General features: G+C 53.9%; 1 protein-coding gene. It reads left to right on the forward strand.

From position 1 onward, the window contains the following. Window positions 1–688 precede the first annotated feature (688 nt). Entirely contained in the window at window positions 689–18,127 is a 17,439-nt protein-coding gene (locus RID21_RS16985; protein ID WP_350190840.1) for a LamG-like jellyroll fold domain-containing protein, read from the forward strand. Window positions 18,128–18,203 lie beyond the last annotated feature (76 nt).

Here is an 18,203-nt window from a genome sequence, read left to right on the forward strand (position 1 = left end):
AACAGGCGCTCCAGTGAATAAACAGTTGATATCACAGTACTTAAGAACTGAATATCAGATACGAATTCGTAGAAACAGGAGTACTCATTCTCAGTTATCGGCTCTGGGAGTGCCCCGGGGACATCAGTGTCTGACTGAGTCGTAAGGTCATTGCAAACCCCCCAGTCATTCAGAGAATCCAGTATTAAGGCCAAATCCAATGGACATACAGTTACTCTCTGCAGGTGAATCCCGTTATTCCCCCTTCTTTCAGTGTGATTATTCAATTTGTGCTCGAACAACGTTCGTATTTTATCAGTTCCTATACGTAGGAAGATTAGTCCGGTTAAGGCACACTGATCAATCATGACTGGAGTCGCGGTTCAGATAACATGATTAAAACGGCTGTATTACTTATGAAGACAGCAGCTTTCCATTTTTGACAGATGATTCTGCTCCGTTAAAAATGATTGACATACCTTTTAGTGAGCAAAGATAATGTGGGGAGTCTTTCTGCAACACCATCGACCTGATCGCAGGTGCACATGTCGGCCAGGGGTAACGTGGTTTTCGCAGAAATGCAGGGTCGGTGTGCGTAAAACGCTCCCTGTTTGTGTTCCCCTCTACTGTATTGCCTCTTGAATGGTATTCGCGAACTCATGCCATTAATTTTCTGTGCATTACAAGGAACTCGAAGGAGCATCTCAACGTGCGATTTTTAGAATGGCTGAATCGATGCCTCGGCAAGACTCCCCCTGCCCCTAATCTCGAGTTCAATTCACTCCGCGCTGACAGTCACGCAGGACTGGAACTGGTACGTCTGGAAGAACGTATCGTTTTGAACGTGGATGCTGGCCTCTCAGGTGCCGCCAGCGATGTTCTGCAGATTAACCTTGATGCTGCCAACGATGAAGCGACCGTCTCCGTCGTTGATGGCGGCGCTACGATTCAGGTCGACGATGGTCTGGGCCTGCCCGACAGCATCATGCAGTTTGATGCAACGCAAATTAACTCCATTCTCGTTACGGGCGTCGATACATCACAATCAATTCAATTCTTGGGGCAGAATGACCTGATCATCCCAGACTCACTGGATCTGACCGGTTTTAGCGGTGATGTAAAAATCGGCATTGAAATCCAGCTTGGAACCGCTGGTGCTCCTGACTTCAGCACCCAGTCTACGGTCACCTACCTGGGACAGTACGACCGGGTCGGAGACCAGTTGAATGTCGTATTGCAGAATCAAATCGGTGCTGATGATTCGTTTGCCGTACAAATCAATGGCAATGATGTCGAGATCCTCGATCGAAACAACGCGAACGCCCTGCTCTTTTCCACTTCCCTGACCGGCTTGAATTCGATCCAGATCCAGGGAGCCGACGGTGAGACTGATCTGCTCGCACTCAATTACGGCGATGCCCAGCTGACTCAGCTTTCAATCTCATTTGACGGTGGTCTGGGAGGCAATGACGCTCTTGAATTCTTCGGGGGCACCTTTGATACCGTTACTCACAACCTGACTGGTCCGGGTGCCGGTGCCGTCGATTTCAGCGGAAATGCAGTTACGGAAATCAGCTACACCGGTCTGGAACCGGTGTTCGGCGGAAGTAATACGGCTAACAACGTCGTCATCAATCTCCCCACTGCCACGACCGATGCGATTCTGGAAAATGCCGCTCTGCCGGGAGAAATGCAGATTCGCAGCCTGAGCAGCAGCTTCGAGCTGACGACATTCGCTTCTCCAGCAGACTCCCTGCAAATTACTACAGCCGGTGGTGCGTCGATTGTTGAACTCGATTCCTATGACGCCAGCTTTGCCCCGACCGATCTGATTCTGTCTGGTCAGGCTGGTGACACCTATCAACTTGCCGGTAGTGACCTGCTCGACGACAGTGTCGCGCTGACTCTCTCTGGTGGCGCCACACTCGATCTGGGCAGCTTCGATGAAACCATCGCACAGTTCACGCTGGAAGATGGTACCGTCATCGCGACCGGGGGCATCTTGACGTCCCAGTCTGATCTGGATCTCCGCTCCGGCAGTGTCAAAGCTCAGTTGAACGGGAATAACCTCATCAAGAACGGTTCGGGGACTGTCATCCTGGACGCTTTAAACGGATACATCGGATCGACCACTGTCAACGACGGTACCCTGCAACTGGCCCAGTCAGCTGCGATTCCTGATACATCCAGCGTCGATCTGACGTCTGCAACCAGTGTGCTGGATCTGAACGGGTTCTCTGTCTCTCTCACCTCCCTGACCGGGACGGGGAGTGTGCTGCTGGGAGGTCCTGCCAGTTCGCTGACTCTGAATCAGGCGATTTCGACCTCAGCTACGTTTGAAGGTGGTATCTCCGGTGACGGAAGCCTGACGATCGCTGGTGCGGGGGAAGTCATTCTTTCCGGAAACAGCTCGTTTACGGGTGCCACCAACGTGCAGGACGGCGTTCTCAAAGTTGAGGGAACCCTGGCGACATCGGAAGTGATCGTCGCGACCGGTGCCACCCTGGGTGGTTCCGGCAGCATCTCAGCGCCCGTGACCATCAATGCCGATGCAACCCTGGTGCCGGGATCAAGTCCGGGAATCCTCAGTACAGGCGACCTGACACTCGACGCAGATGCAGATCTCAATATTGAAATCAATGGTACGACAGCGGGCTCAGAGTACGACCAGATCCAAGTGGCAGGCGAAATCGATTTGACCGGAGCGACGCTGAATATCAGCAGTTCTTTTACGGCCGCTGCCGGTGACCAGTTCCTGCTGATTGACAATGATGATGTCGATGCAGTCACAGGCAATTTCGCCGGACTGGCCGAAGGGACCTTGTTCAGTTTCAACGGCAACCAGGTCTATATCACTTATCAGGGCGGAGATGGTAATGATGTTGTATTGACGGTCAATTCACCGCCCGATACGACATTCCAGTCATTTCACATTGATGAAAATAGTCCCAATACAACTTCAGTCGGCACAATTCTGGCAACTGACCCTGATGCTCCGCCGGACAATATTACATTCAGTCTGATTGGTGGATCCGGAGCAACTGCCTTCGCTGTGAGCAGCAGTGGAGAAATTACCGTTATCGATCAGGCGCAATTGGATTACGAATCGACGGTTGCATTTTATCCACTGATCAAGGTGACAGATGATTCCGGCGCATTTGATACCGCATCCATCGCAATCATTCTGAACCCTGTCAACGATAATACCCCGGTTGTTCTGGATCAGGTTCGTGATATCGACGAAAATTCGACCAATGGAACTTCTGTTGGTGCTGCAATCGTCGCTTCAGATGACGACCTGCCGAACGACACACTGACTTTTACAGAAGTCGGGGGCACCGGCACAGCAGCGTTTGACATTTCTCCCAGTGGTCAGATTGTCGTCGCTGACCAGAGCCTGCTCGACTACGAAACGACAACGTCCTTCACTCTGGACATTCTGGTGTCGGATGGTGTGAACGCAACCGATACCGCAACAATCACCATCAATCTCAATCCGCTGAATGACAATGATCCGGTTATCGCCAACCAGACTCGCGAAGTCGATGAGAACGCAGCCAACGGCACATTGGTCGGCGCGCTGATTGTTGCCAGTGATGCTGATCAACCGGGAGACACCCTGACCTTCACCGAAGCAGGAGGCACAGGTTCTGCTGCGTTTGATATTACTTCTACAGGGCAGATCATTGTTGCTGATCAGAGTCTGCTCAACTTTGAAACCAATCCCAGTTACACACTGGACGTGATTGTCGATGACAACAAGGGCTCTACCGCCACCGCGACTGTGACGATCAACCTGAATGACCTCGTGGAAAGTATGGTCGTGACTGCCGGCGACTGGTCCAGCAATGACATTACGATCATTCGGGACGGCAGTCAGTTGCGCATTCTGGAAACGGGCACTTCCAACGAGATCGTGCCTTCACATGAGTTCGATAAGGTCTCCAGTATTATCATCACCGGAAATGGTTCCGATAATACCGTACGGCTGGATATGAGCGTCGACACTATTCTGCCACCAAGTGGCATCAGCTTTAATGGTGCGGGGGGATCGAATACGCTGGTCAGTGCCGATCAGACGACCGACTGGCTCATCAATGGCTTGAACTCCGGCAGCCTGCTCTCTGGTACCGTCAATTTCAGCAACGTGGAGAATCTGACGGGGAACGCGGGCGCCGACACCTTCACCTTCCAGGATGGCGGACAGCTTACCGGTACCCTCAGCGGAGGGGACGGAACGGATCACATTGACTTCTCAGCTGTGACCAGTGCTGTGACTGTCGATCTGCAAACCAGCAGTGCCTCAGGCGTGAATCTGTTTAACACGATCGAAAGCCTCAGTGGAGACGACACACAGGATGCCATCAGCGGACTGAGTGCAGGCACCACTTACCTGATCAATGGTACCAACCAGGGATCGGTCTCCGGGATTGACTTTGATGGTTTCAATCACCTGGCTGGATCGACAGGCAGCGACACATTCCAGTTCAGCGGTAGTGGCCAGATCACAGGCAGCATCGACGGCCTGGGCGGCGGTGACATTCTGGACTATTCAACGTCTACATTCAGTCTCGATCTCACTTTGTCAACAACAGGAGCAACCGATGGCTTTACAGGGTCGGAAGCTTCCACTTTAGCTGATTTTGATAATATCGACACGATTCAGGGGAGCAGCAACACTGATGCCCTGACAGGGATCAATGCGGCTGCAGCCTGGTCGCTGGATGGCACGAATCAGTACACAGCATCGAACACGCTGAACTTCAGTGATTTTGAGAATCTGACCGGGGGAACCGACGTTGATGAGTTCAATATCAGCGGCAGCCAGTCTTTGAATCTCTCAGGTAATTCCGGTAACGATGTCTTCGCTTTTGCGGATGGCGCAACCCTGACGGGAACAATTGACGGTCAGGCGGGTGCCGACCAGATCGATTTCAGTGCCCTGACCTCTTCGATTGACGTGGTTCTTGTTGCCAACGGAACCTTTGACGGATTCCAGGGAACCGAGGCGTCGATCAGTGGCGGGTTTGACAATATCAACAACATCACCGCAGGATCGGGAACTGCCGATAAACTGACCGGACAGAACGCGGCCGCTACGTGGTCGATTCAGCCGGCGAGCGTCTACGGCAGCGGGACTTCCCTCTCCTTCTCCAGTTTTGAAACCCTCCAGGGGGGCAATGATGTTGACCAGTTCAACATCAACGGATCGCATACGCTCGATTTGCTGGGCGGTCAGGGGGCGGATGTCTTCCGCTTCAGCAATAATGGGTCTACTCTGAACGGAACGATCGATGGTGAAGCCGGCGAAGATCATCTGAACCTCGACAACTATTCTTCCGATTTGAACGTCACGCTCAGTGCACTCGGGGGAATTGACGGCTTCGCTGGCAGTGAATCTGCCAAGTCCGTCAGCTTCGCAAATATCGACGTGCTCACCGGGGGCAGCGGCAGTAACACGCTGACGGGGATAGACAGTGCCGCCACCTGGACACTGAATGGCGTCAACATTTACAACAGCACCAACACACTGACCTTCAGTAACTTTGTGAACCTGACCGGAGGCAGTGCCGCCGACAGTTTCCAGGTCACTCCGAATGCGGAAGCCTTTAACATTGTCGGCGGTGACCCAACCAGTAACCCGCTGGGTGATGAGCTGCACGTGGATACTTCCGCAGCCGGAACGGCAGTCGTCTCAAATAATGGGAACGGCTCAGGATCGGTTACCGGCGGCTTCCCTACTGTGACCTACAGTGAAATTGAAAACTTCACGATTACGGGTACCGTCGACATTGAACTGCAGGGAACTGCAAACGCTGATGACATTGAAATTCTGGTCAACGGTTCGGACATCGAATACCGTCTGGGCGGGACATTGATCGGCACCAGTACTCTCTCAGGTACGACTTCAATCACAGTGAACGGCGGGGATGGCGATGACAGTCTGACCATCGATGCTGCACTCGCTGCGGCCGGGATCACTGTCGATTACGATGGCGAAGGCCAGGACTCGACCAGCCCGGGGGATGTGCTGAACCTGCTGGGAACGACCACTTCTGTTGAGTATTTCTTCGTTGACAGCAGTTCTGGTTCGATCCGCATTGATGGTGCAGGCACTGATTTCATCACCTACAGCGGCCTGGAACCGATCACCTCAACGATCAACACGACCAACGTGACTCTGAATTACAGTGCTGTCGCGGAGATCATTACAATCAGCGATGCCGGCGGTGGGCAGACCACCGTCACTTCGACAGCCGGCGAACTATTGACGTTTACCAACCCCGATGGTCTGCTGACGATCAATACAGGCGATGGCGCTGACCAGATCGAACTGAATTCACTGGCCAGCGATTTTACTGCTTCACTGACCATAAACGGGGAAGGTGCAGCAGACATCCTGAACGTTAATGGCAGTCTGACTTTCGACTCCGGGAAAAACTTGGAACTGAATGTCGAGTCGATTACCGTTGCCAATGGTACGGTGCTGACCGCAGCCAGTATCGCCTTGAATGCCGACACTGTCGACCTGGATGGTGACCTCGTTGCAGCGACCGTCTCCGGTGATGCTGCGACCGTGAATGTACTGGGATCAGCCGGAGGCGCCGATATTCAGGATGCCGTCGATGTTGCAGGTACCGGTGGTATCATCAACATTGCCGCCGGCATCTATCATACAACGGGCACACTGGAAATTGATGAATCGGTCTCACTGATCGGAGCCGGTAAAGACGTTGTCGAAATCCGCAAGGCGGGAGCTCCTACGAATACTTTTGACATCGCCGTGAATATCAGTGCGAACAACGTTTCTATCTCAGGAGCCCAGCTGGGCTGGGAGACGCATACCTCCGCGACCGATTATCGAGGCTACGTGGTTTACACGAATGCAGACAACACCACACTGAATAATCTGCTCTTCGGCGACAATTACCGTAGTGCGGTCGTCTTTGAGGGAGCGAACAACCTGGAGGTCTCCGACTCTATCTTCGAAGGGAATTACGGCCGTGCCGCGATCCGCGACGGAGACGGGGGCAGCGGTGAAAACTTCCTGATTACGCGGAACGAATTCCGTGAAAATCATTTCCGCTGGGGACCTATCGCAATTGGACCACAGGGGACCTTTGGTGATCCCAACAACCACGCTTTCAGTGGTGAGATCTCCTTTAACTACTTCGGCAACGGTCTTGAAGCGGGCGCATTTCAGGAAGCCGGCGACCAGAATTATACGGTCACGATTACCAACCGGGGAATGACGGCCGACGGTATCGACGTCAATCACAATACATTCGACTGGCAGGATTCTTCCACGACGAACTCAAACGGAATCTATGCACAGCCCGGGGGGATCTATTTCGATCCATCCCTCGCAGTACCAGCGAATTCAGTGAATATCACCAATAATATTTTCAATGGTTTCAGCTATGAGGGGCCGCAGCCTTCCGCTACGACTCCCGCCTGGGATCCTACCGGTGGCGTCTTCGGCGGTGCCCTGGAATTTGACGGCGTCGATGATTTCGGCCTCTTCCAGTCGGCGAACTTCGATGTAGGAGAATCCGGTACTCTCAGTTTCTGGGTGAACATGGATGACCAGGGACGTCGCAACCAGTTCTTCGAAGGTCCGAATAACGGGGGCATGGAGTTCCAGTACCGCACGAACGGTGGTGGTCAGTTCTTCGGCAGCCCTAATCGTAATGACGGAAACGGCAATACCTACATCATTCAGAATGGTGGTGCGGGCGGGACGACCGGTGTCTGGCAGAATCTCCAATATACCTGGGACTTCAATGGCGGCGTCAATCCGGAAATGCACCTTTACATTGATGGTGTCGAGGTCGGTTATCTGAGCGGGACCTATGATTCGGATCTCGCCCAGTGGACTGCGACCGTCAGTACCATCAATGAAATGATGAACGTCGGACGCGACCCGGGCGACAGCAGCCGCTTCTTTGACGGTAAGATGGACGATGTCGGCTGGTTTGATCAGGCACTCGGACAGACCGATCTGGATACCATCCGCACGACCGGCGTCAGTGCCCTGTCCGGAGATGCACGGCTGGTGGCTCACTGGGACTTCGATCAGAATTCAGGAGATATCGCCGTTGACAACGTGAGCGGCATTCAGATGTACCTGGTCACCGATGGGATTGTGCCTTTTGGTCCGGAATTCCAGGAAACGGCAGGTGTCTTTGGTGGTGCCCTCGAATTCGACGGCATCGACGATTTCGCAACCTTCCAGGATGCCTCATTCGATGTGGGACGTAAAGGAACGTTGAACTTCTGGGTCAAAATGGATGAGACAGGCCGTCGAAACCAGTTCTTCGAAGGTCCTGATAACGGGGGCTTCGAGTTCCAGTATCGAACCAACTCCGGGGGGCAGTTCTACGGCCGCACTCAGGATGGCGGAGATTACACGATCCAGTCGGGAGGCCAGTCGGTCAACGGAGGCGTCTGGACCAACATCCAGTATACGTGGGATGCTGACTCGGGCGAGATGCACATCTACATCAATGGTTCAGAACAACCTTATCTCTCCTCGTTCGATGAGAATCTGTCCGGATTTGACAGCACACACTTCACCGACACGGTCAATGGATTAATGAATGTCGGCCAGGACCCGGGTGACAGTGGGCGTTTCTTTGACGGTCTGATGGATGATATCGGCTGGTTCAATGATGTGCTGGACTCCACCGATCGTGCCACGATTATGAACACGGGCGTTTCCAGCATGACCGGCGATTCTCGTCTGGTCGCGCACTGGAACCTGGATGATCCTGCGGGAACCGAAATCGTTTCCGGCGACAGTGGTACCAACATCACACTGTACCTGCAGGCGAATCCTCCCCTGCCCCCGATTGAAGGTTTCGGTGTCATTGCACCGCTGAATGCGAATGTGACCTACAACGCCTTTAACGGGAATGACCTCGACTCGAACGTAACCCTCGATTCTACCAACACGTTTGGCGACCCGCTGTTTGCGTATGCCAACGATCCCAATTATATCCCGACCGACTCTCTGGCTACTCAATACGTGATCGGCTTTGGTTCCTCGGCCGCCTACGGTTCCTCGGAATTCGCTGCAGATACAAACACCAGCATACCTCACATTGGAGCCTTCCAGAACCTGCCCACCGTATATCCGGGAATCTACGGGTCTGGTGATATTGTCGTCTACGGAACGGGTGAAGATGATCAACTGGTATTGACGCTGACCGGCGAAAACACGGCAACCTTCGTGTTAACACGCGACTTCGGCGGACCGAATGAACTGGTTCTGGCCAGCGTGTCAATTACTGACATTACCTCAATCACCTTCAACGGTCTGGGGGGTGACGATGTCTTGATTGTCAATCAGCCCGACAACCTGTTCTTCAACCCCACCGACGGCATCACCTTCAACGGGGGCACCCAGAACAACGACGGTAACTCGCTGGGAATCGCTGGCATTCCAGGGGACACGCTGGTCCTCAATCACAGTACGCCTCTGGAAGCGGATTCGGTTGGTTATGTCTTTACACCGGACAGTGTGCCTGCGGAAGGAGAAGATGGCATCATCACCATTTCCGACAGCAGCATGACGGATGGTTCGACAACAATTGCCTTCACCGGCCTGGAACCCATTCTGGATAATCTGCTGGTGGCTGATCGAGATTTTGACTTTACCGATGCTGATGAAACCATTTCGCTGTCCGACGATGGCGTTATTGGTGACAATTATTCATTCATCGATTCGACGCTTAGTGAATCGGTACTGTTCCTGAATCCGACGAACTCGATCACAATCCGCACTGATAGTGTGGGGACACCAGCTGGCATTGATACTGTTCTGGTAAATTCGCTGGACAGTCTGTTTAGTGCCAGTCTGTCGATCTTCGCTGGTGCTGACGACCCGGTCACCTTCCAGAGTACGGTCAACCTGGGAACCGGCGACCTGTTTGTCACCGCAGAAAGTGTGAATATCCTGGCAGACATCGACGCCGCTTCGGTGGAAATCAGTTCGTCCGGAGTGACCAGCACAACCTTCAACGGCGGAACCGTTACCACGACAGGTTCTCAGCTTTACCATAATGCGGTCATTTTTGTAACTAATTCCACGCTCACCAGCAGCGGCGGAAGCAATATCCAGTTCAATGACTCCGTCGATGGTGCGATTGATCTGCAGATTGACACGGCTGGGACAACGATTTTCAATGGTGCGATCGGCAGTAACTCCCCACTCAGCAGTTTGACAACCAACGCAGGGGGCACCACACAGATCAATGGTGGCAGCATAGACACGACTGGCAACCAGATCTTCAACGACGATGTCGAACTGGGGGCGAATACTAGCCTCACCAGTACTGGTAGTGGCGCAATTACCTTCAATCAGCGATTGAACGGTACATTTTCGCTGGAATTGAATACAAATGGGGACACAACCTTCAATGGGACCGTGGGTGACACCAACGAACTGGCCAGCCTGACCACGGATGCCAACGGTACAACGTTCATTAACGGGGCCAGCATCGCCACTGAAGGCGGCCAATTATTCAACGATGCCGTGCTGTTGGGAGCCAATACGGTTCTCTCCAGCTCAGCCTCGGGTTCGATTAATTTCAAGTCGACGTTGAACGGTGCCCACACACTCAACATTAATACTGCAGGAGCCACAATCTTTGATGACCAGGTCGGCAATTCAACTCCCCTGACGAGTCTGACGACCGATGTGGATGGCACGACGGAAGTCAACGGTGGCACAATCACCACGACCGGCGGGCAGACCTTCCACGACGTTGTCTCGCTGGGAGCATCCGTGGTCTTCACTTCAACTACCGTGGACGATATCACCTTCGATCAGACACTGACGGGCGGAGCCGGTATTACGATCGAGGTCAGTTCGCGAGACAACGTGATTCTCAAGGGGGCAGTCAGCACCGATGGGGCTGTTACGGTAACTGCGGATTCAGACACTTCCGGCACCGGCAATGTGACTATGGAAACCGGGTCCAGCCTGGATGCTGGTACGGGGACAATCGACATTGATGGTGCGAACGTGCTGACGCGTTCGCTGACCACCACCAACGGAACTGCGAGTGCAATTACCATTGATGCTCATAACGGAAATGTGATTACTCGGGACAATGGTGTAAATGCTCTGGGAGACATCAAGATCAACGCCACCGGCAGTATCACCCTGGAAGACAACGGTGTCAATACGGGTGAAGGTGGCAGCGTGATTGTACAGGCTGACGGGGATGTCATCTCGACAGGCACTGGAATCGACACCACCAATGGTGCTGCTGCGGGAGGGAACATTGCTGTCACTTCTAACGCAGGCCAGGTCGATCTTTCCAATGGCTCATTGCTCACCGGATACGGAGGCAGCATTACGGTCAATGCGGTTACCGGATTCACCACACTGAATACCAGCCTCGATACAACGGCTGGCACCGGTGGAGGCTCTGTTGAAGCGAATGTTACGGACGGAACGATGTCGATCACCGGTGGTGATGCGACAGTCAATGGTGCCGGTTCTATCCTGCTGACGGCTAAAGGTACAACCTCCGATATTCAACTGGACACAAACCTGACCAGCGCTGACGGCAGTATTACGCTGCTGGCGGATAATGACATCACCCTGTCGGCGACGACCAGCATCATCAGTCAGGCAAGTGGAAGCATTACCCTGACGGCTGACAATGATGGTTCGAACGTCGGCAGTATCACCATGGATTCCGGCAGTCGGGTCGAATCACAGGGGGGACAGATTCAAATCTCCGCTGCGGGGGACATTGCCCTCTCCGGCATTACGACGACTGGTGGCCGCGTCGATATTACTTCGACCCTGGGAGGAATTACGGACAACGACAGCACAGGCGTCAACAATGTGACCGCCAGCCAACTCGTACTGAATTCGAATCTGAGTATTGGTCAGCTTGCGGATGCCATCGACACCGCCATTGCCTCCCTCGAAGCAGATGCGGGAACGGGAGGCCTGTTCCTGGACAACACGGGAGCCCTGACAATTGGGGGTATCACTGCCCAGGATGGTCTGGACGCAGACCAGGACATTGTAGTTCACAACACGGGAACGCTGAATGTCACGGAAACCGTGCAGTCAGCCACCGGTTCAGTCACCCTGGATGCGACAGACACGTTGACTGTCGACCTCGCGACGACCATCAGCACACTGGGAACCGGTGCGATTCTGCTGACATCAGACCGGAATATCAAATTGAACAGCGGCAGCAACCTGAAAACGGTCAACGGCGGTATCACAGTGCTGGCCAATGACGGGGGCTTGACCATGGGCGATTTCATCGGTGTAGAGGCAGACAATGCGACGATCTCGACTACCGGAACAGGCAACATCCTGATTACCGGCTTCGGCGGAGCGGATGTCGTGACCAGTGATCATCATGGGGTCTTCCTACATTCCGGAACGACAGTTTCGTCCTCAGCCAGTGGAATCGATGCCGGCACGATCACCATCAATGGGACCGCGGGAGAGGGAATCAACGACAATCATGGTGTCTTGATTGATGGTACAGGCACGAATGTCACGTCTGCCGACGGTGTGATTGGAATCACTGGTACCACGGATTACGGCACTGGTTTTGTGCTCTCCGATCAGGCACAGGTTGTCTCGAACGGAGCGGGTGTTAATGCAGCCGACATCACCATTTTAGGAACAACGACTGCAGATCGGGCGGGAGTACAGATCAGGAGCCTGATTCAATCGACGGCAGGAGCCATTTCCATCACCGGTGAATCAACGGGCGGAGGAACAACCTCACAGGGCACACTGATCGAGACGACCAACGGAATCGTGATCAACGAAAACGGTCAGATCACGATCAACGGCACCTCGAACGGTGACGATGGAATTGAGATCTCGAATGACGCAGTGGTCTCGGCCTCGGGTACTGGAAATATTGAACTGCTGGGCGAATCGACGGGTTCCGGCAGCGGGATTCACCTGGATGCCACACTGAAAAGTAATACAGGAACGGTCATCCTGACTGCAGAAGACGACCTGCTGCTCGGTAGTGTCGCTCTGATCGATTCAACCTCCGGCACCGTGACTCTCATCGCAGACAATGCAGCGGGCAGTAACGGCAATCCGATTACGATGACAGACGGATCACTGATTGATGCGGGAACAGGTACCATTAACCTGACTGCAGACGGGGATGTGTTTCTGGCTGGTCTGCTGACCACGGGGACGGTTAATGTTGATTCCCTGTCGGCTGCGATCAGCGACAATGGTGACAGTCATACAGATATCGTCGCTTCCACTGCCGTTCTGAACGCCGTGACTGGGATTGGTGTTGGAAATCCACTGGAAACAGAGATCGGCACGCTTTCCGCGACCGTCTCGGGAGTCGGCAATCTGCTGATTGACAACGGGATCGCCGTCGAGTTACTGGACCTGTCGACATTTGACGGTGCGATCACCGTGAATAATACGGCGAGTCTTACAGCAACTTCGGTCGTTTCACAGAACAACTCCAACAGCGACGATAACGATATCACTCTCAATGCCACCGGAACCAACAGCGACATTCTGGTCACCACAATTATAGCGACCGGCCTGGCGGATGTCATACTGACTGCAGAAGACGGTATTCTGGATACGAACGGTGCCGACTCGAACCGGATCGCCGCCGATGACTTGAACATGTCATCCAGCAGTGCCGGTGGTACGCAGGACGGTATCGACGTAGATACGAACGTCAACAGCGTGACGGCTGACGTGAACACCAACGCCGGAGGCCTTCGCATCGATGAAGTGGACGGCATTACGCTGACGCAACTCACGACGTTTGACGGTTTCATCAGCGTCAATGCTGCCGGAACCATTGAAGTACTGGATGTTACTTCTACGAACAACTCGTCTTCTGACTTAAACAATGGCATCACTCTGACAGCAACCGGAGTCGACAGCGATATTCTGGTGACATCTCTGACCGCTGAGAATACGGCTGATATCACATTGAACGCCGACCGGGACGTACTCGACTCAGACAGCACCGACAGTCAACTGACCAGTGGCGACCTGCTGACGATTGTCGCTGGCCGCAATATTGGTGGCATTACGAATGTCTTTACTGCAAATGGCTTTGATCCCTTGCAGACCAGTGTGGGCCATCTGAACCTGACCAGCGGTGACCAGATCGTGATTGACAACACGGGCACTACGCCGGAACTGATCAACCTGGATGCGGGCACAGGTACCGCGGGCACAACCTATATCAGAGCGACCGGCGGGGCTCTGGATGCTTCCACAACTACTGGTATCAGCAACACCCAGGATTCCATCAGCTTTATTTCCGATGTTTCCATCACTGTTCCGACTGGTCTGCAGACTGCGAATCTGCGGCTGGATGCACCGGACATTATCGACGCTGGTGGGGGCGCAATCGACGTCAATGCGGTGAACTCCATCCTGTTCAAATCCGGTTCTGCAGAGACCGTGAATATCACCGCACAGCAGTTCGACGGTACTGTGCTCGGTTCTGATTTCGTTATCAACAACGACTCCCCTGCCCTGGAACTGGTTGACCTCAATGAAGACAACCTGAGCCTGACCGGGGGGACGGACACCAATATTTCGTTGAGTTCTGCCGGCAGCATCACTGTCAGCGACCTGGTACAGACACTGGGAACCGGTACACTGTTTCTGGAAACGACGAATACCGACGCCGATCTGATTCTGAATCATAGTCTGCTGAGTGATACTGGCTCGGTCACGATTTCGACAGCCAACGATATCCTCTTCAACGGGACGACGAATCTGACCAGCACGTCGGGGGCCGTGAGCCTGACCGCCGATGCAGACAATGGAGCGGGAGGCCTGTTTGGTGGCATCACCATGGCCGATGGAACATTCATCAATGCCGGGGATGGGGCAGTCAGCCTGATCGCCAGCGATGACATCGTCCTCAGCCAGATTATCACGACCAACAACACCAGTTCTGCGATTCTGATCGATACTGACTCCAGCCTGGTAGACGCCGGCGACAGCACGGGAGAAGACCTGATTGCCAATGAGTCGGGAGCCCGGGTCACGATTATCGCGTCCCTCGGAGCCGGTAAAGTGGCCGATCTGAACGGCCATCTGGAAACACACATCGATCAGATCAATGTCACGAACCAGACAGCGGGCGAAATCCGGATTTTCGAGACGGATGATCTGATTGTGCACGATCTGATCCAGTCCACAGCGGGAGACATTGAAGTCTTCACCACAGGTAATATCCTGCTCAACGGCTTGATTGAAACTGTATCTGACAATGTGCTGCTCGATTCCAAGGCGGCGATCATCGACCAGAACGATGGTGTCCCGGGTGAACTCAACATTCATGCCACCAGCCTGGATATGAATGCGGTTACAGGGATCGGCACCGGTGACACACTTGAGATGAGTGTCGATACCTTCTCAGCAGATACTACCGATGGAGACGTCCTGCTGCACAACACCGCGACAACGGGTGTGACTGCAACCAGCATCACTACCGGTACCGGCAACATCGATCTGAAACAGGTGGGCGATGAGTCCCTGGCCATCGAACTGGCGACAACCGTCGACGGTTCGATTACGGTCGCCAACACTGGAGATGCCCAGAGTGACACGTTGACGCTGACCTCATTGTCTACCGGAGGCGCAACACCGGCCATCGATGTTTCCACGTTGAACTTCGGTAACATTCTACTGGGTGATCTTATCGCCCTGGAGGGGGCAATCGCCGTCACTTCCGCTGGTGAGATCAATGACGCGGTCGACGATCAGGGTGCCCCGGAAGTCGATCTGAATGCGGCATCAGGCTCAATCACACTGGAAGCGGTCAACGGGATTGGTAACACAGATCCGATCGAGGTCTCTGCGGGAACCTTAGCGGTCAACAGTAACACCGGTGATTTGAACCTGCACCACGTGTCCTCGGTCGCGACCGGATCAGTGAGAGTCACGAAGCTGACAACGGGGACCGGTGACATCGACTACGAGCAGACAGGACAAGAATTTGCATCATTTGAAGAGATCTCAACTACGGACTCTGATATTACTGTGAAAGCGGATGGTTCTCTGCTCTTTGAAAATCCTGGCGTTCTGCTGAATGTTGTTGAAACGGATGGTATCGGTACCATTGATGTCACAGCAACAGGCGTTAATTCCTCGATTGAAATCAACGATAGCTTCAGCACGGCTGGTGGAACGATTGACCTGACCGCACAGCACAGTCTGAATTTTGGCAGTGAGGGCGATTTGAGTTCCTCAGATGGGAAAATCAAGCTGCTGGCCGATTCTGCTTCTGTCGGGGCCGGAGGTGGTGGTATTACCATGTCAAATGGAACCATCTTTGACGCCGGGGTGGGAATTGTCGATCTCCAGGCCGGGGATTCGATCACCGTTGGCCAGTTGATGACGACCACCCTGACCCGCCTGACTACCACAGACGGCGGGATTGTGGACGCCGGCGATGCCGGTGGCCGCGACATCATCGCGGATGAACTGGTGATCCGCAGCGCAACCGGTGCTGGCTCTGCGAATGCTCTGGAAACTGCGGTCGCCCTGCTGGCTGCACACAATACCGCTTCCGGCGATGTTCTGATTCATAACGACCTGGGAGGCGCACTACTGACGATTGGAACTGTCGATGGACTGGCGGGGATCACTCATGCGGGAAGCGTTGCCGGAGACATTTTCGTCTCGAACGCCAGTCCCCTGACAGTGGATTCCCCGGTCACCAACGGTTCGGGTGGTAACATCGGCCTGGAATCGACGGGGCCCGGGGATTTAACCCTGAATGCCTCTGTGCGTGCCTTTGGCGGAAACGGAAATATCGATCTGCAGGCAGGCTTTGGATTCCTGGCCATCAATGATACGGGAGTCGCCTCCGATCACAGTGTTGCGGGGACCGGAGTTCTCTCCGGACACGGTGACAGCGGTGTCTTGATCGATGCCAATACCACAATGAATTCTGAAACGGGGGCAATTGCCGGCCTGCCACCTGATCTGCGGAATATTCTGACACCTCAGATTGAGCCCACAGGACTGGCGACGGTCACTGGCGACTTCGGACGCTTTACCGAACAGAATTTCTTTATCACCATCGACTGGGGTGATGGGACAGTGGAGACGTTCAACTTCTCCGATCCTGGTTCGTTCGTGTTTGAGCATACCTATACCGCCAACCCGGATGCGGGAAACCCTGCCGCTGATATTCCGATCCTGGTGACCATGCAGGGAGATAAGCAGTTTACCTTCTCTGATGGGAATGGCACTCTCGATTTCACCAGCGAAGCCGACGTTCTGGAAACGCCTGGTGAGGGCCTGGCGACTGTCGCCATCGATACGACTCCCCAGGTACCGCAGCTGATCTTCCCACAACAGGAAGTGATCCTCGATGCTTCTTCGCTCCAGCAGACCGTGTTCAGCATGCGGGAAACTCAATTGCTGGAAACGGCCATCAATGAAGCCAATCGGAATGCAGAACGTCTGGTCTTCCTGCGGATCCTGGCTCCTAACGGCGATGTGATTGAGGATGTGCCGCTGCAGGAATCTGACCTGGATAACCTGCCGAAACTGTTCAGCACACTGCCTGACGGCCGCTACCAGATTTATCTGAAGGAAGCGGGTGAAGAGCGGGTACGTCTGCTGATGGATGTCGATATCCGCAACGGGAAAGCCAGCGATGTCACCGAGGAACAGTCCAATCCTCCCACCGGTTCAGAGCAGCAGCCCCCGCCGAATAGCACTATCAATTCCCAACTTGAAGACCAGGAGCAGCGGACGTTGTCCTTCAGCGACCTGGAGCAATTAACGACGATCGTCATGGCGGACGCGGGTGAAGCAGACCTTTCCGACCGGATTGACCTGCTCCTGCAGATCCTGATTGACGAAACCTCAGACTGGCAACCTCTCCTGACGCCTGGATCTGACGTAGAATATGTACAGGAACAGCCGACCCTCCCCTTACCTGCTGAAGCGACGGCACAACTCGAAACCAGTGAAAAAGCCTGGGGCAGTGCCGCTTTACTTTCCGGTTATTTCCACGGTCGTTCATTATTCCGCAAGCCGGTGACGCAGAACGAATGCGAATCCGCGATGGAAAAATATGGCAGCCGTCTGTTGAATCGGCGATATAAACTGAATCGCAGGCAGAAATAACTGATATAATCGAGCCACCGAACTCGTGCAAATAACCGTAAGAATAGAAACAGACCAACGCTCAAACAGAACTGAG

The sequence above is a fragment of the Gimesia sp. genome, assembly GCF_040219335.1.
In the GTDB taxonomy this organism is placed as follows: Bacteria; Planctomycetota; Planctomycetia; order Planctomycetales; family Planctomycetaceae; genus Gimesia.